The organism is Vibrio sp. 1F169 (genome assembly GCF_041439605.1).
Lineage (GTDB): Bacteria > Pseudomonadota > Gammaproteobacteria > Enterobacterales > Vibrionaceae > Vibrio > Vibrio tasmaniensis_A.
The window spans coordinates 14,584-30,720 of record NZ_JBGOOI010000014.1 but is presented as its reverse complement, the minus strand read 5'-3'; the positions used below and the strand labels follow the sequence as shown (position 1 = coordinate 30,720).

The window sequence follows — 16,137 nt, the reverse complement described above, 5'->3', positions numbered from 1 at the left end:
CATAAAAAGAGCGAGTAAATACTCGCTCTTTTTGATTCGGTCGTTAACTCTTATGACAAGAAGAACTTGTAGGAAGGGTTATCGGTTTCATCTTTGCATTGGTAGCCGAGTTCTTCTAAGTGCGTAGAGAACTGAGCCAAATCGTCATCACCAAGCTCAAAACCACACAGCACGCGACCGTAATCAGCACCATGGTTACGATAGTTGAACAAGCTGATATTCCAGTGAGTCCCTAAGGTATCAAGGAATTTAATCAATGCCCCTGGGTATTCAGGGAACTCAAAGCTGTAAAGACGTTCTTTCAATGGCTTCGATGGTTTACCGCCAATCATGTAACGAATGTGCAGCTTTGCCATCTCGTCATCAGACAAGTCGACAACTGGGTAGCCGCCCTCACGTAGGTCATTGATGATGTGTTCGAGTTCTTCTTGTCCACCTTGTAGACGTACACCAACGAAGATATTCGCGAGGCTTTCGTCGTTGTGGCGGTAGTTAAACTCAGTCACCGCTCGACCACCAATAATGTTACAGAACTCTAGGAACGCACCTTGTCGTTCTGGAATAGTCACCGCAAGTAGACCTTCTCGCTTCTCACCCAATTCACAACGCTCAGAGACATAACGCAGACCGTGGAAGTTGGTGTTCGCACCAGAAAGTACCGTTGCTAGTTGCTTATTTTGCAGTTGGTTTTGTTCTGCAAACTTCTTAAGGCCTGCCAGAGCAAGCGCTCCTGAAGGCTCAGCAATTGCACGGGTGTCTTCAAATATGTCCTTTACCGCAGAGCAGATTTCATCGCTAGAGACTGTAATATGACCATCAATGTACTGTTGGCAAAGACGGAAGGTTTCTTCACCAATGCGTTTAACCGCAACACCATCAGCAAACATGCTGACCTGATCCAGTACCACTGGTTCACCCGCATCCAGTGCTGCTTTCAAGCAAGCTGAGTCTTCAGGCTCTACCGCAATCACTTTAATCTCTGGCATCAGTTGTTTGATAAGCACTGCAACACCAGCGGCTAAGCCACCACCACCAACCGGCACAAAGATATAATCCATGTGACCGTTTTGCTGCAGCATCTCCATGCCCATAGTACCTTGCCCTGCAATCACCAGTGGGTGATCGAAAGGAGGTACAAAGGTGAAGCCATGTTCAGCCGATAGGCGTTCCGCTTCCGCTTTTGCTTCATCGAAATTACTGCCGTGCAGAACCACATTACCACCAAATCCGCGTACCGCATCAACCTTGATATCCGGCGTCGTTTTTGGCATCACAATCGTGGTCTGAATACCAAGCTTAGAACCGGACAGCGCCATACCTTGAGCATGGTTACCTGCCGATGCAGCAATCACACCTGCGGCTTTCTGTTGTTCAGAAAGGCTTGATACCATGTTGTAGGCACCACGTAGCTTGAACGAGTGCACCGGCTGACGGTCTTCTCGTTTAAGCTGAACCTGATTACCAATGCGCGCGCTTAAACGTGGCATATCCTGCAGAGGTGTCACGATTGCCGCTTCGTAAACCGGCGCTCTCAGGATCTGACGCAGATAATCTGCGCCAGTTTGTTTTTGGGGGCTGGAGGTGTCATCACTCATAGTTAGCCCTCAAGTTTAGACTTATCACGTACAGCGCCTTTGTCGGCACTGGTCGCCATGCTTGCATAAGCTTTCAGTGCGAAAGACACTTCACGCTGACGGTTTTCTGGTTTCCAGCCTAGAGCATCCTGTTTAACTCGACGTGCTTCAAGCTCTGCTTCTGGCACATCAAGTGTGATTGAGCGGCTAGGGATGTCGATAGTGATAATATCGCCAGTGTTCACTAGACCAATCACACCGCCACTTGCTGCTTCTGGAGAAGCGTGACCGATAGATAGACCTGATGTACCACCAGAGAAACGTCCGTCAGTTAGAAGCGCACACGACTTTCCTAGCCCCATCGATTTTAGGTAAGTCGTTGGGTAAAGCATCTCTTGCATGCCCGGACCACCTTTAGGACCTTCGTAACGAATAACAACCACTTCGCCGGCTTTTACTTTACCCGCTAAGATGCCGTCTACTGCTGTATCTTGGCTTTCGAATACGATTGCAGGGCCTTGGAATTTAAGGTTTTCTTCATCAACACCCGCGGTCTTAACGATACAACCATCAACCGCGATGTTACCTGAAAGTACCGCTAGTCCACCTTCTTGGCTGAATGCGTTTTCTTTAGTACGGATACAACCTTCTTTGCGATCGTCATCAAGACGATCCCAACGACAATCTTGTGAGAAAGCTTTAGTTGTACGGATGCCCGCAGGACCAGCACGGAAGAACTTAAGCACGGCTTCGTCTTCTGTCTGCATGATGTCGTACTGTGCAAGTTGCTCTTGCATGCTTAGACCAAGTACCGTGCGAGTTTGGTTGTTTAGTAGACCTGCACGGTCAAGTTCACCAAGGATAGCCATTACGCCACCAGCGCGGTGAACGTCTTCCATGTGGTATTTCGGAGTTGAAGGTGCCACTTTACATAGGTGTGGAACACGGCGAGACATCGCGTCGATATCATCCATATCGAAATCAATGTCGCCTTCTTGAGCTGCTGCCAAAAGGTGAAGAACGGTGTTACTAGAACCACCCATTGCGATATCAAGTGCCATCGCATTATCAAAGGCAGCGCGGTTTGCAATGTTGCGTGGCAGTGCTGATTCGTCGTCTTGCTCGTAGTAACGCTTGGTTAGATCAACGATACGCTTACCGGCATTGATGAACAGCTCTTCACGGTCTGCGTGTGTTGCCAGCATAGAACCGTTACCAGGCTGAGATAGACCAAGTGCTTCTGTTAGACAGTTCATTGAGTTTGCTGTGAACATACCTGAACATGAACCACAGGTTGGACATGCTGAACGCTCTACTTGCTCACTTTGCTCATCAGAAATGGTTGGATCGGCGCCTTGAATCATCGCGTCAACAAGGTCGAGCTTAATGATTTGATCTGAAAGCTTGGTTTTACCTGCTTCCATTGGGCCGCCTGATACAAAGATCACAGGGATGTTTAGGCGCATAGCTGCCATCATCATTCCCGGAGTGATTTTGTCACAGTTAGAGATACACACCATCGCATCTGCACAGTGTGCATTGACCATGTACTCTACCGAGTCTGCGATAAGCTCACGTGATGGCAATGAGTACAGCATACCGCCGTGACCCATTGCGATACCATCATCGACTGCGATGGTGTTGAATTCTTTAGCGATACCGCCGGCTTTCTCTATTTCACCCGCAACCAGTTGACCCATATCTTTAAGGTGAACGTGGCCTGGTACGAATTGAGTGAAAGAGTTTACAACCGCGATGATTGGCTTACCGAAGTCATCATCTTTAACACCAGTTGCACGCCATAAAGCGCGCGCACCAGCCATGTTGCGTCCGTGGGTAGTCGTTGCTGAACGATAGATTGGCATTGCTTAAATCCTTATAAAATATTTGGCTGTTGCTTACTTAGTTGTTTGTGTTTGGTTTTCTGACGCGTGGTCTGCTGGGTAAACATAATCTAACCAGCCCCACTTATCTTCAGTGGTGCCATTGAATAAACCAAAGTAAGCTGCTTGAACTTTTTCAGTGATAGGACCGCGTTTGCCTTCACCTACTGTAATTTTGTCTACGCTGCGAACCGGAACGATCTCTGCAGCTGTGCCTGTCATGAAGACTTCGTCTGCAAGGTACAGGGCTTCACGAGCAATGTTCTCTTCACGGATTTCGTAACCCATGTCTTTTGCTAGTGTCATGATCGAATCACGAGTAATACCCGGCAGAATTGCGCTGGTTGCTGGTGGTGTTGATAGCACGCCATTACGAACCACGAAGATGTTCTCGCCCGCACCTTCTGAAAGGTAACCATCGACGCTCAGTGCGATACCTTCATCGTAACCATGACGACGAGCTTCACCACCAACCAGTAGTGAAGATAGGTAGTTACCACCGGCTTTTGCTGCGGTTGGGATGGTATTTGGCGCTGCACGATTCCAGCTTGATATCATCGCATCTACGCCATTTTCTAGCGCTTCTTCGCCTAGGTAAGAACCCCAAGGGAAAGCAGCGATGATCAGATCCATCTCAGTGTTTTCTGGCGGGCAGACACCCAAACCAACGTTACCAACGAAACCTAGAGGGCGGATGTACGCAGACTGTAGCTTATTTTGGCGTAGCGTTTCGCGAGTTGCTTCCATAATTTCTTCCTCTGTGTAAGGAATTGGGAAGCGGTAGATTTTCGCTGAGTCTTTTAGGCGTCTTGCATGCTCTGGGTGACGGAAGATAACCGGACCCTTTGGCGTGTTGTAACAACGAACACCTTCAAACACCGAAGTACCGTAGTGCATTGCGTGAGTCAGGACGTGAACGTTTGCCTCTGCCCAAGGAACCATTTCACCGTTAAACCAAATATAGTCTGCTGTTTTAGCTGTCATGTTAGCGGTTCCTTATGCGTTTATCTTTTGTTGTAAGTTGTTGTTTGGCAATTCATTACGGCTTATCGAGATAACGTCAACGGTACGCACATCCCACAGCTTTTCGATTTGGTTTACCAAGAAAGAGATCGGACGCTCACTGTCGACAATGATCTCAACACTCGCCACTTTGCTTTCGTGGTTTTGAGTGCCAGCTACTTGCTTAACAATAAAGCCACGGTGGCGGATAACACGAAGAACACGCTCTAGTAGTACAGGCTTATCATCGGCTTTGATGTCTAATAGGTATCTTTTCATGTTATGTGTTCTCCAACATCTCACTGTTTGAAGCACCTGGCGGTACTAGTGGCCATACGTTCTCTTCTTCATCGATAAGAACATGAAGTAGGTAAGCGGTTTTGCTCTCTAGCATCTCTTTCAGTGCTGGTTCTACTTCTTCTTTACGCGTGATGGTTTTGCCCGGGATATCAAATGCTTTCGCTAGCATGACGAAATCCGGGTTGTCATCCAAGATGGTTTCACTGTGTCGGCCATCAAAGAACAGCGATTGCCATTGGCGAACCATGCCTAAGCGCGAGTTGTTAAGCAGCACCATTTTTACTGGGATTTGGCGACGCTTCAGCGTACCAAGCTCTTGAATGTTCATCATGAACGAGCCGTCACCAGAGATAAGTATAGATTGGTCATTAGGACGACCAACCGATGCACCCATGGCTGCAGGTAGGCCAAAGCCCATAGTGCCTAAGCCCGCTGAAGTGATGAAGTTTTGTGGATCGCGTGGCTGAATGTGTTGAGCTGCCCACATCTGATGTTGGCCAACATCGGTCGAAACCATAGAACTCGCAGGCATCATGTCTGACAGTTGTTTCAACAACAGAGGTGCGAAGATAAGGTCGCCAGGGTGGTCGTAACGCCATTTGAATGAGCTACGAAGGCCTTCGGAGTGATGAACCCAAGAAGAGATGTCTTGGCTTAGCTCCAGTTGAGGCATGATCTTGTTGATGTCACCACGAATTGGTGCATCGGCAAGACGTAGTTTACTGAACTCTGCCGCATCGATATCAATATGGATAACTTTAGCGTGCGGTGCAAAGGTGTCGAGCTTGCCGGTTACTCGGTCATCAAAACGAGCGCCAACAACAATCAACAGGTCACTTTCTTGAACCACTAGGTTAGCGGCTTTGGTGCCGTGCATACCCAGCATACCCAAGTAGTGTGGGTCGTCACGTTCAATGGTGCCTAAGCCTTTTAGTGTGCTTACTGCAGGCATTGGGTTTAGACGTAAAAACTCACGAACAGCATCGGTTGCTTTCGCCAGTTGAACGCCACCACCTACGTATAAAACAGGACGAGTCGCTTGAGACAAGAAGTACTGAGCTTGCTCAATAGCATCCGTTGTCACTACAGGAATTGCGGGTGGTGTAAATTCAGGAAGAATTTTTACAGGGGACTCTGCTAGTTGAACATCTTTAGCGATATCGACAATAACCGGACCGGGACGCCCTGCTTTTGCAACGATAAATGCTTCAGCCAATGTCGGCGCAAGATCTTCAATATCGGTAACAAGGTAGCTGTGTTTAGTACATGACAGAGACATACCAATCACATCCATTTCTTGGAATGCATCGGTACCAATGTGGGAACTAGCAACTTGACCAGTGATCGCTACGAGTGGGATGGAATCCATAAAAGCATCAGCAAGACCTGTGACTAGGTTAGTTGCACCCGGGCCTGAGGTTGCCATACAAACAGCGACGTCTTGCGTTGCTCGAGCCATACCGATAGCGGCCATTGCAGCGCCTTGCTCATGGCGACATAGGATATGTTCAACCCCGCCGTCATAGAGTGCATCGTAGATTGGCATGATGGCACCGCCAGGGTAACCAAATACGGTCTCAATGCCTTGTTGCTTGAGTGCGGATACGACCAGTTCTGCGCCTTTCATCGTAATTCCTCCGTATTACCTTTGTTTTGGTAATTGTTTCCATTGTCTCTGCACATCTTGTGCTCCCATTCTTCCTGTAAATCGGCAAAGCCGAAAATGTTTCAAAATATAAAATCGAATGTCTAAATTAGAAAAAACCCCCGGACTTTTCAGTGCGGGGGTTTTTTCTAATTCGTGGTTACTTTTTTCCCACTCGCCCCCGCGCAGTCTCAATAATGACTACGATAATCAGGTTAATCAGTGCGTAAATGCGAGCGTTAAATGTCATAAAGTTCGAGTTTTCTCGTTTATTGTCTTAAGTAAATGTCTACATCTCTAGTGTTATCACACAAATCTGCTGCATGACAAGGAAAATGTCATTCTTTTTTCACATTAAAACACCATTCCACCACGCTATATAACAACCTTATGGCTTTGGTGAGCAATGAATATCCAGAGTGAATACTTTTAAATCAAAGACAAAGGAAAGTTATGGGACTCGCAATAATTCATAGCCGAGCTAGTGTGGGTGTAGAGGCACCAGAAGTGACTGTGGAAGTGCATATTAGCAACGGAATGCCCGGTTTTACGCTGGTGGGTCTACCTGAAACGACGGTCAAGGAATCTAAAGATCGAGTAAGGAGTGCCATCATCAATTCTCGCTTTGAATTTCCATCGAAAAGAATCACGGTCAACCTTGCACCTGCAGATTTACCCAAAGAGGGAGGACGTTTCGATCTGCCAATTGCGCTTGGGATTTTGGTGGCGTCAGATCAGCTTCCTACATCAAAAATAGTTCAACATGAATTTATCGGTGAGTTGGCGTTATCGGGAGAGCTGCGTTCAGTCAAAGGAGTGCTACCAGCAACATTAGCGGCGGATAGTGTTGAGCGATGCTTGGTGGTTCCGCACCATAACGGTGATCAGGCGGCCTTAGTTGGCAAGGGAGCGCATAAATCTGCACAAACCTTGTTGGAGGTTTGCGCTGATATGTGTGGCCAGGCTCAGCTTGGTTTATATCGAACCGAGCATCATCATGTCGATGTGTCTGATAATCGTGACCTACAAGATATTATTGGCCAGCAACAAGGTAAGCGAGCACTGGAGATCGCCGCAGCGGGCAACCATAACCTTCTTTTTCTCGGCCCGCCCGGAACTGGAAAAACCATGTTGGCGTCTCGATTGCGCGATTTGTTACCTGAGATGAGTGACGACGAGGCGATGGAAACCGCTTCGGTGGCTTCTTTAACGCAACAAGAAATCAATCAATACAACTGGAAACAACGACCTTTCCGTTCTCCACACCATTCGAGTTCGATGGCAGCATTGGTCGGTGGTGGCTCGATACCTCGCCCCGGTGAGATCTCTTTAGCACATAATGGCTTATTGTTTCTTGATGAGATGCCAGAGTTTGAGCGTAAGGTACTTGATTCACTACGAGAGCCACTAGAGTCAGGTGAGATCATTATTTCACGCGTGGCAGGCAAGACACGTTTCCCTGCTCGCTTTCAATTAGTTGGTGCACTTAACCCAAGCCCAACAGGTTATTATGAGGGCAATCAAGCTCGAGCGAACCCGCAAATTATCCTGCGTTACCTCAATCGACTATCAGGGCCGTTATTGGATCGATTTGATATGTCGTTAGAGATCCCTCTATTGCCCAAAGGGATGTTAGCCGAAGGAGGTGACCGTGGTGAAACCACTCAAGTCGTGAAGCAACGAGTTAAACAAGCGCGTCAGTTGATGTTATCTCGAAACCATAAGTCGAACGCACTGTTAGGTAGCCGAGAAATTGAAAAGTACTGCCCATTGAGGCGTGAGGATGCAGAATTTCTGGAAACGGCTCTGCATCGATTAGGTTTATCAATTCGTGCTTATCATCGCATTATTAAGGTAGCGCGAACCATTGCAGACCTAGACGGTAACGAACAGATTGAAAAGAAGCATTTATCGGAAGCGCTTGGTTACCGAGCGATGGATCGATTTTTGAAGCAACTTACGGCTCAAGCGGTGTAGTCATACCAATCCTAGTAAACAACGGGTCATTTATTTACTGTGATTGGTATAGAAACAAGAAAGCCTGCTTTTTACGTAGGCTTTCGTTGTTATGAACCAATTGTTATGAACTAATGGTTATTAGCGATCAGTGATGCCTAACTAGAACTTGTAGTTCAGGCCGACTGAGACGATGTATTGTGATTCATCGTAGAAGGTAATGTTCGAGTCGCTGGTGCCGTAGCCCGCAAGTGAAACAAACGACCAGTTTTCCCAGTCCATGAATTGATCATATTCATACGCGGCAAATAGGTTGATGTTGTCGTCGCTGCGCTTCTTGCTGTAGATAGGGTTGCTTGCATCGTAAGAGCGTTGGTTATAGCCCGCTGTTAGTGCGTATTGGTGACGACCCATACCGCCAAACAAACTCACTTCACCGCCAAACTGTTCATAAGAGGCAGCTTTGCCATCGGCAGAACTTGATTGGTAAATCAATGATGGTACTAACATCATGGTGCGATTGATTGGTTGACGGTACTGACCTTTCAGATAGAAAGTATTGGCATCACGCTGAAGTTCTTCTCTAACTCGATCATCTTCTACATCTTTGGTGGCGTAGGCCATGTCTAACGAGAAAGCTGAGCCCGCAATGCTACTTAGTTTCAAACGAAAGGCATTGCCTGTTTCATCCGTTTTGGTGCGACCTGAAGTGGTGTTGTACGGATCGGCCCAAGTCTCACCAGACATGACAGTCGGCAGAAGTGAAGCGTCGATGGTCATGCCTGACTCTAGTTGGTATTTATAACCCAATTCAAGCACCACAGTACCTGTTGCTACGTCATCACGAGTTGTACCTGTGTATACCTGGTGATTTAATTTTTCGCCAAAGGTGTAAGCAATACTACCCAAAGGAGCGATAAGAAATGAGCTCTCAGATGAGGCTTTCTGGTTAATGGACGAAATGGTGCTATCTGCATCGGTATTAAAGTTTGAGGTGGAAGAGGTAACCCCTGTATTAATAGAAATTTCACCACTGAAACCTTGTTCGTCTGCAAGCTTGGCAAAAGCAGGAGAGGTTGCAATGCTCAGTGCCAAAAGCGTTATTTTTATTTTCATTCAAAGGCTCCTTGCCTACCAGTTCTTAGGACTGGATATTAATATCAGTAAAGCACAACGTTTTCAGGATGATTGTTTATCTATGAATATTTTTGAACTAGTGCAAAAAAGGAAGCCGAAGCTTCCTTTAATCAATACGTTACTTCTTAAGTAGGAAGTTAACGAGCTCGAAGTACTCATCGAGAGAGCTGATACCTTGAGCGTCTACTAGGTAGCGGTTGTTAACGACGACCGCAGGAACACCAGAAAGACCGCTGTCTTTGAATGCTTTGTCGAAGCGGCGAACCATAGAGTCGACTGCAAAGCCGTTGTATGCCGCATCGAATTTCTTAGCATCAACGCCTTCGTCTAGGAAGATTTGACGCAATTCTGCTTCATCGCGTGGTGGCTTGTTCATGGTGTGGATGCGGTTAAACATCACTGGCACCATTTTGTCTTCAACTTTCAGGGCAATCATGGTTGCGTAAGCTTTGCTCATTGGCAGACCCATGTTGCCACCCATGAATGAAACATGGTTCTTCTGTAGCTTAGCGTCTTTTGGTAGCTGTTGTTTTAGCTGCTGGATGATTGGTTCAAAGCTATTACAGTGTGGGCAGTAGAAAGAGAAGAACTCTGTCACCATTGGTTTTTTTGATGCTTCTAGATCGAGAACTTTGTAGTGTTCACCTTCGTTAAATTTCGCAGCGTGAGCTGAAAGGCTCAACATGATCAATGAGAAAAATGCGAATAGCTTTTTCATTTATCCAATCTCCATTATGTTTGAATTTTTATCTAGTTGTGTTGCGATTGCTGTTACCACTGAGGCATTAACGAAAGTGGTGGCTCTTGCAGGGTAGCAATTTGCTCTTTACAAGCAAGTACTTGTTGCTCCCAATATTTTGGATCATTAAACCATGGGAAGGCTAGAGGAAATGCAGGATCGTTCCATCGTTTCGCCAACCATGCCATGTAATGCACCATACGTAGACCGCGTAGTGGTTCGATTAGTTTCAGTTGCGCGGTATTAAAATCGCAAAATTCTTGATAGCTCTCTAGCAGAGTATCCAGTTGCATTAGCTTATCTTGACGCTCGCCGTTAAGCAGCATCCACAAATCTTGTATCGCAGGGCCGTTACGTGCGTCATCAAGATCGACGAACATTGGCCCGTCACGCCATAAGATATTGCCAGGGTGGCAGTCACCATGCAGGCGGATATTTTCAATATTGCTTGGCCACTGGCTCTCTAGCTCTTTGATCAGAAGGTCGACATCATTAAAGAACGCGTTCTCTAGGTGTGTCGGGATAAACTGAGAGTTCTCTAGAATTTTACGTGGTTGATAAAGGTATTCATCTAAGCTGATGGTTGGGCGATGTTGGAATGTTCTCCCCGCGCTGGCTTTATGAATACGACCAAGGAAACGCCCAACGCCTTCCAATTGGTCTAGATTGTCGACTTCGTACTGTCTGCCACCAACACTTTCAAATAAGGCAAATAGGTAGCCTTGATATTCATGCAAGGTTGCGCCGTTGACTCGTATGGGTGGAGCGACTGGCATCTCTTGTTCGATTAGCTCTAACGCGAAGTCGTGTTCTTCTTGGATCTGTGCTTTGTTCCAGCGCTGCGGACGATAAAACTTAACGACGTAGCGTTTACGGTCTTCATCGGTGAATTGATACACTCGATTTTCGTAACTGTTGAGAGCGAGAAGCCCGGATTCAGCACGGACTCCAATACTCTCCAGTGCGTACCACATGAAGTCAGGAGTCAGGTTATCAAAGTTAAAGGCTTGCATCGTCATAGAATAAAAAAGGCTCATTACTGAGCCTTTTTCCATTTATTGGGTTGTTATACCTAGCACTAAGGTGACTGGTATCAGAGCTTTTTGATAAAGCGGCTTTCGACTTTCATCGTAAACTCTTCATTATCCGAGAGTATAAACTGAATTGTCGAAACTGGTGAGCTCAGTTTTTCTGGATCGACGCCCAAACTGATAGGAAGGTTTAAAACCTCACCTGGGTCTACGGTAATCTTTTGTTTACCGTACCAGATAGAATCCGGTAGCCCGCTGACATCAAGTTTGTACTCTTGCTCTTGCTGAGTCTTGTTGATGACTTTCAAGTTGTAAGTATTTTCGACAAGCCCTTGGCTATTGATTCTAAATAGTTGGTTTCTATCGCGCAGAACGCTTAAGCCTGCAGGATCAACACTCGCGATTTGTGCGAAAAACAGCCCCAACATAACGATCAGTATTACGCCATAGCCCAAGAGCTTAGGACGCATCACCTTGGTTGAGTGCCCCTCAAGCCTATGTTCGGTGGTGTAGTTGATCAGACCTTTCTCATAACCCATACGTTCCATGGTGTTGTCACAAGCATCAATACACGCGCCACAGTTAATACACTCGTATTGCAGACCGTCACGAATATCGATACCCGTCGGGCACACTTGAACGCATAAATTACAGTCAATACAGTCGCCTAGACCAAGTTCTTTTGGATCGGCTTTACGAGAGCGAGGGCCGCGGCTTTCACCTCGTTCAGTGTCGTAACCCACGATGAAGGTATCTTTATCGAACATTGCCGATTGGAAACGCGCGTAAGGACACATGTGCAGACAAACAATAGAACGCATCCATCCGGCATTCGCATAAGTACACCCAGCAAAGAACAATACCCAAAACACAGGCCAAAAAGTCGAGTTAAAGGTAAAGAAGCCAACCACCAGCTCTTTGATTGGGATGAAATAACCGACAAAGGTTAAGCCCGTCGCAATCGCAATCGCCCACCATGCGATGTGTTTGATGGTTTTTCTGAGAATTAAATTGCTCGTCAGTTTGCCCGAGTCTTGTTTTCTTCGCTTATTGGCAGCACCCTCCAGTTTCTCTTCGAACCAGATGTACATGAAGGTCCAGACGGTTTGTGGACACAGGTAGCCACACCAGACTCGCCCTAAGAAGGTGGTTATGAAGAACAAGCCAAACGCCGCAATCATGAAGAGGATAGCGAGTAGCGTTAGATCTTGTGGGTATAGCGTGGTGCCAAAGAAGTTGAACTGCTGGCTACCTATATCGAGCAAGATCGCTTGTCGTTCACCAAATGGGATCCATGGGATAAGCGCAAAAAGTAAAAGTAAGAACCAACCTCCGTAACGACGAAGTTGTTGGAATTTACCTTTGCTTTCTCGAACATAGATTCGGTTACTTGGGTTAAATCGATCTCCATTACCTTTATGTGTTTTTGGGTTAAAGGTTTTAGGAGTCACATCTTTGATATCGATTTTATCCTGACTCATGGACTATCCTTTTTGTGGCTTGTTTGCCCGGTTAACTCGAGCATGACGACATTACTTGAAAGTATGGTTTAGAGAACCTGTAGAAATTGAGCTTGGTGCATTTGTTGGTATCGCACTCACTCTTATTATTTTAGAAGATTCTTATGGATGGCGATTATAGCGACAATCTTGTTCTCATTTCTTTAACGCTATCAACCTTTAACAACAAAAGTCATAACAGTTGTGACGAAAAAATAGCGAACAGAAACAAAAAAGCGACCGAGTGGTCGCTTTTAAACATTGAGTGTTTTATCTATACGGCAATTGAGCCCTAAATAAATAGGCGACTAAAGAAGGCCACGCGCTTTTAGAATTGCGGTTTTGAAATCATCTTCTTGGTCTTTTTTAAGGCCTGGGATCATTTCATCTTTTTCGCTATTACGCATTTTTAGATGGTAGATAAGAACATCGTCAGTTAGCTCTTCAAGCTTACCTTGGTAGCCCGCTTCTTTTGATAGCTTAATGATGAACTCTAATAGGTTAAGCTCTTGATCTTTCTGCCACTCAGGCTCCATCAGTTCAAGCAGTTCTTCAATGCGGTGGCACTTCATACTTTATTTCTCCACAAATTTTATAATGATTTGTGGCTAAGGTATCAAATCGGGTAGGGAATACCAATGTGTAAACACATTTCAAGATGGGAGCGGGCAAGAAAAAAGCGCAGTATAAACTGCGCTTTTTGTTAAGCGGCTTTAATTACTTTTGTTGCAGTCGGTGCTAATAAAGCAGCCTTCTCAACGAGAGTCATTGTAGGAGCCAATTTCTTAGCCGTTGGAGCAGCAACAAAGCCACTACGACGACGCATCGCACTACGGTTGGTGTGCGAGAACCTGACAGCTGTTGGGCGCATTAATTTACCTAACGGTCAGGCATATCCATTGCCAATCTAATGGCCTGATTTATCATGAGCTCCGCCTCAATTGCTTGAAGCGTCACTCGTCTGGCTTTCGCCAATCCGAAAAATAAATCAGGATAATGATATGCATATCAAGGGTTAGATTATCACTATCTAAGTTATCGATCGACGCCTGAGTGATAATTAAACGATATTAGAGCTAAAATAGTGTGAGCAGTATATTTGAGTTTGAACCTCTTTCAGGCTTAAGATGATGTTTTAAAGGAGGTGCATATGTCGTTCTTAAAGAAAACGTTAGCAAGTTTTGGAATTGGATCTGCCAAGGTGGATTCTGTATTGCAACAGGAAGTGCTTTATCCAGGTAAGAAGGCGAGCATTATTGTACATGTCTACGGAGGTGCTCAGCCGCAGGAGATCGATAACATTGATCTCAACTTATGCTGTCGCTACGTCAAAGAAGTTACCGCGAACTCGCAAGGGCAAGAGGGCGGTCATAAACGCCGAATGCACCAGACATACTCGCTGGCAAAATGGAGCTTGCCGTATGCCTTTGTGATTCAACCGGGTGAAACCCGTGACTTTGAATGTGAGTTTGATGTGCCACTGAACACACCGGTTACGATTGGTGATTCAAAGGTATGGCTGGAAACCGGGTTGGATATTGCGATGGCGATTGACCCATCGGATAAAGACACCTTAACGGTTCGTCCCGACCCACTGCTCGATGGTATTTTTAACGAGCTTGAAGCTCAAGGCCTGCGTATTCGTCAAGTGGAATGTGAAGCGGTCAAAGGCTTTGAACTGCCGTTTGTACAAGAGTTTGAGTTTGTGCCGACGACGGGTCCTTATCATGGCCGTTGGCGTGAATTGGAAGTGGTGGCTCATCGTGATGAAACAGAGCTGAAGTTGTGGTTCGAGATTGATAGGAATCGCGATGGTGCAAAAGGCATGTTAGCTAGCTTGCTAGGCGTTGGTAAGCTACAGCGTCAATTGAGTGTGCCACTGGATACCTCACCACAAGATGCTGGCAAGATGGTACTTGAATATCTAGATAACGCCTCTTAGTTCCTATAACCCTTTAATTAACTCTTTGGTTATTTAGTTTTGGATCTTTTAGCCTCATTACATATTTCAGGCGTCATTAATGTCATAAAAGGTGTCATAAAAATTTAAGCTTACACGTGTAAGCTTAATGTGCAATACTGGGTCAATCGAACATTTACTCTAGTAGGATATTCATGTCTGCATCATCAGCCAGCGAATACAGTGACATCGAAGAACGCGCTAATGCAATAACCCATGGCTTGGGCGTTGTGCTCGGCGTGGTTGGTCTGATCTTGCTGCTTATTCGTGCGTTTGATTACCAAGCCGACATGCTAACTGTTGCTAGTATGGCTGTGTATGGCAGCAGTATTATTCTGCTCTTTCTCGCCTCCACGTTGTACCACTCTATCACCACTGAGAAAACCAAGCGCTTACTCAAAACCCTTGACCACTGTGCGATTTATTTGTTGATTGCGGGCAGTTACACGCCGTTTCTCTTAGTGGGCTTAAGAACTCCATTAGCGATGGGCTTGATGGCGGTGATCTGGGGGATTGCGCTAGTGGGCATCATCATGAAGATAGCCTTCGTTTATCGATTCAAGCGTTTATCGCTGTTCATTTACCTAGCGATGGGTTGGCTATCTTTGATAGTTGTTTATCAATTAGCGATGAATATCGATATAGGTGGTTTGGTGTTACTGGCAGTTGGCGGAGTGATTTACTCGCTGGGTGTGATTTTCTATGTGGCAAAACGCATCCCTTATAACCATGCCATCTGGCACTTGTTTGTATTGGCGGGCTGCGCTTGCCATTTCTTCGCTATCTATCTGTTTGTGACACCGGTTTAGTTTTGATTGAACCGGTATGCCCCTAACGGGTAGAAACGTCAGTGATCTCCACGTCTATTTTATATTCAGGATACTTATCAACATCGATCGCTAAGTATTTACCTTCTGCCGAAGTTTGTGGTCGAAGGTAGGTATCAGCAAGGCGCTTAATGGATTGCCAAGTGTTGATACTGCCTTGATGCAGCAGCTCACCCGTTGGTGAGTAGACAGTGATATTTAGCGTAACTAGCACGACGGCTTCTGTGCTTTGGTTAGTGACTGAAATAGGTAAGATTAGCTGTTCATTCTCGTAGAGTCCTGCCCCAATCAAAACGTCCACACCTGATTTGGAAAGCTGCAAGCTTGGCTTGGTGTCTCCAATCTTGATTGTGGTACCGCGTGTGTTTTTGGCTACAGGAATACTCGTCAATGCTGACTCTGCATTCGATGATGCGTTACTCACATACTGCCAAGTAAAATCGTCTTTTAGTAACACTTGCTTACCATCAGACAATGTGACCATTTGATCAGCAAAGGCAGAACTTACGAATACTGAGTTTGCGAGCAATGCGCTAGCGAGAAGTACGTATGATTTCATCTGTGTTTCCTTAAATATTCGCGGA

The 16,137-nt window shown here is 46.0% G+C and carries 15 protein-coding genes; 3 read left to right on the top strand and 12 right to left on the bottom strand.

Going from position 1 to position 16,137, the window contains the following annotated elements; all coding sequences use genetic code 11:
• Positions 1-50 precede the first annotated feature (50 nt).
• From ilvA to ilvG, 5 genes are read right to left on the bottom strand one after another with little or no spacing between them, the layout of a single operon-like run.
• Positions 51-1,595, bottom strand: coding sequence for a threonine ammonia-lyase, biosynthetic (ilvA, locus tag ACED53_RS08235; RefSeq protein WP_017099679.1), 1,545 nt, complete (start codon positions 1,593-1,595; stop codon positions 51-53).
• Between the two features lie 2 nt (positions 1,596-1,597).
• Positions 1,598-3,439: a dihydroxy-acid dehydratase gene (ilvD, locus tag ACED53_RS08230; RefSeq protein WP_009848114.1), complete on the bottom strand. Its 1,842-nt coding sequence runs from the start codon at positions 3,437-3,439 to the stop codon at positions 1,598-1,600.
• Positions 3,440-3,472: 33 nt separating this feature from the next.
• Positions 3,473-4,441 (bottom strand): branched-chain amino acid transaminase, encoded by a 969-nt coding sequence (locus ACED53_RS08225; RefSeq protein ID WP_017099680.1) that lies wholly within the window; start codon positions 4,439-4,441, stop codon positions 3,473-3,475.
• A gap of 12 nt (positions 4,442-4,453) precedes the next feature.
• Positions 4,454-4,738, bottom strand: a complete 285-nt coding sequence (gene ilvM, locus ACED53_RS08220; protein ID WP_009848112.1) for an acetolactate synthase 2 small subunit — start codon at positions 4,736-4,738, stop codon at positions 4,454-4,456.
• 1 nt (position 4,739) lies between these two features.
• Positions 4,740-6,386: an acetolactate synthase 2 catalytic subunit gene (gene ilvG / locus ACED53_RS08215; protein ID WP_017096608.1), complete on the bottom strand. Its 1,647-nt coding sequence runs from the start codon at positions 6,384-6,386 to the stop codon at positions 4,740-4,742.
• Between the two features lie 471 nt (positions 6,387-6,857).
• On the opposite strand from ilvG, the gene ACED53_RS08210 reads away from it, so the two are divergent.
• Positions 6,858-8,381 carry a YifB family Mg chelatase-like AAA ATPase gene (locus ACED53_RS08210; protein ID WP_017099681.1) on the top strand — a complete coding sequence of 508 codons (1,524 nt, stop codon included), beginning with the start codon at positions 6,858-6,860 and terminating at the stop codon, positions 8,379-8,381.
• Between the two features lie 141 nt (positions 8,382-8,522).
• Here ACED53_RS08210 and ACED53_RS08205 read toward each other — a convergent pair whose 3' ends face one another.
• The 6 genes from ACED53_RS08205 to ACED53_RS08180 all read right to left on the bottom strand — a co-directional run bounded on the left by ACED53_RS08205 (position 8,523) and on the right by ACED53_RS08180 (position 13,637).
• A complete protein-coding gene (locus tag ACED53_RS08205) occupies positions 8,523-9,476 on the bottom strand; it encodes a DUF2860 domain-containing protein (RefSeq protein WP_017099682.1) in 954 nt (317 codons plus the stop codon).
• Between the two features lie 139 nt (positions 9,477-9,615).
• Complete coding sequence (locus tag ACED53_RS08200) at positions 9,616-10,215, bottom strand: thiol:disulfide interchange protein DsbA/DsbL (protein ID WP_012605095.1); 600 nt, start codon at positions 10,213-10,215, stop codon at positions 9,616-9,618.
• Positions 10,216-10,268: 53 nt separating this feature from the next.
• On the bottom strand, positions 10,269-11,255 hold the full coding sequence (locus ACED53_RS08195) for a serine/threonine protein kinase (protein WP_029225329.1): 987 nt from the start codon (positions 11,253-11,255) through the stop codon (positions 10,269-10,271).
• A 74-nt stretch (positions 11,256-11,329) separates the two neighbouring features.
• The gene (gene ccoG / locus ACED53_RS08190) at positions 11,330-12,748 is read right to left on the bottom strand and encodes a cytochrome c oxidase accessory protein CcoG (RefSeq protein ID WP_009848106.1); all 1,419 of its coding nucleotides are present in this window, start codon (positions 12,746-12,748) and stop codon (positions 11,330-11,332) included.
• 326 nt (positions 12,749-13,074) lie between these two features.
• Entirely contained in the window at positions 13,075-13,338 is a 264-nt protein-coding gene (locus ACED53_RS08185; protein ID WP_009848104.1) for a YihD family protein, read from the bottom strand.
• Positions 13,339-13,469: 131 nt separating this feature from the next.
• On the bottom strand, positions 13,470-13,637 hold the full coding sequence (locus ACED53_RS08180; RefSeq protein WP_009848103.1) for a hypothetical protein: 168 nt from the start codon (positions 13,635-13,637) through the stop codon (positions 13,470-13,472).
• Between the two features lie 279 nt (positions 13,638-13,916).
• On the opposite strand from ACED53_RS08180, the gene ACED53_RS08175 reads away from it, so the two are divergent.
• Entirely contained in the window at positions 13,917-14,708 is a 792-nt protein-coding gene (locus ACED53_RS08175) for a sporulation protein (RefSeq protein ID WP_009848102.1), read from the top strand.
• A gap of 173 nt (positions 14,709-14,881) precedes the next feature.
• Positions 14,882-15,535: a hemolysin III family protein gene (locus tag ACED53_RS08170; protein WP_004735763.1), complete on the top strand. Its 654-nt coding sequence runs from the start codon at positions 14,882-14,884 to the stop codon at positions 15,533-15,535.
• A gap of 22 nt (positions 15,536-15,557) precedes the next feature.
• Here the strand turns inward: ACED53_RS08170 and ACED53_RS08165 are convergent, their stop codons facing one another.
• Entirely contained in the window at positions 15,558-16,112 is a 555-nt protein-coding gene (locus tag ACED53_RS08165; protein ID WP_009848100.1) for a DUF3157 family protein, read from the bottom strand.
• Positions 16,113-16,137: the final 25 nt, after the last annotated feature.

Bases quoted from the DNA above. Each gene is read 5' to 3' on its own strand.
- ilvD (WP_009848114.1), bottom strand. From the start codon at position 3,439: ATGCCAATCTATCGTTCAGCAACGACTACCCACGGACGCAACATGGCT.
- ACED53_RS08200 (WP_012605095.1), bottom strand. From the start codon at position 10,215: ATGAAAAAGCTATTCGCATTTTTCTCATTGATCATGTTGAGCCTTTCA.
- ilvM (WP_009848112.1), bottom strand. From the start codon at position 4,738: ATGAAAAGATACCTATTAGACATCAAAGCCGATGATAAGCCTGTACTA.
- ACED53_RS08210 (WP_017099681.1), top strand. From the start codon at position 6,858: ATGGGACTCGCAATAATTCATAGCCGAGCTAGTGTGGGTGTAGAGGCA.
- ccoG (WP_009848106.1), bottom strand. From the start codon at position 12,748: ATGAGTCAGGATAAAATCGATATCAAAGATGTGACTCCTAAAACCTTT.
- ACED53_RS08225 (WP_017099680.1), bottom strand. From the start codon at position 4,441: ATGACAGCTAAAACAGCAGACTATATTTGGTTTAACGGTGAAATGGTT.
- ACED53_RS08180 (WP_009848103.1), bottom strand. From the start codon at position 13,637: ATGCGCCCAACAGCTGTCAGGTTCTCGCACACCAACCGTAGTGCGATG.
- ilvA (WP_017099679.1), bottom strand. From the start codon at position 1,595: ATGAGTGATGACACCTCCAGCCCCCAAAAACAAACTGGCGCAGATTAT.
- ACED53_RS08185 (WP_009848104.1), bottom strand. From the start codon at position 13,338: ATGAAGTGCCACCGCATTGAAGAACTGCTTGAACTGATGGAGCCTGAG.
- ACED53_RS08170 (WP_004735763.1), top strand. From the start codon at position 14,882: ATGTCTGCATCATCAGCCAGCGAATACAGTGACATCGAAGAACGCGCT.
- ACED53_RS08205 (WP_017099682.1), bottom strand. From the start codon at position 9,476: ATGAAAATAAAAATAACGCTTTTGGCACTGAGCATTGCAACCTCTCCT.
- ACED53_RS08195 (WP_029225329.1), bottom strand. From the start codon at position 11,255: ATGACGATGCAAGCCTTTAACTTTGATAACCTGACTCCTGACTTCATG.
- ACED53_RS08175 (WP_009848102.1), top strand. From the start codon at position 13,917: ATGTCGTTCTTAAAGAAAACGTTAGCAAGTTTTGGAATTGGATCTGCC.
- ACED53_RS08165 (WP_009848100.1), bottom strand. From the start codon at position 16,112: ATGAAATCATACGTACTTCTCGCTAGCGCATTGCTCGCAAACTCAGTA.
- ilvG (WP_017096608.1), bottom strand. From the start codon at position 6,386: ATGAAAGGCGCAGAACTGGTCGTATCCGCACTCAAGCAACAAGGCATT.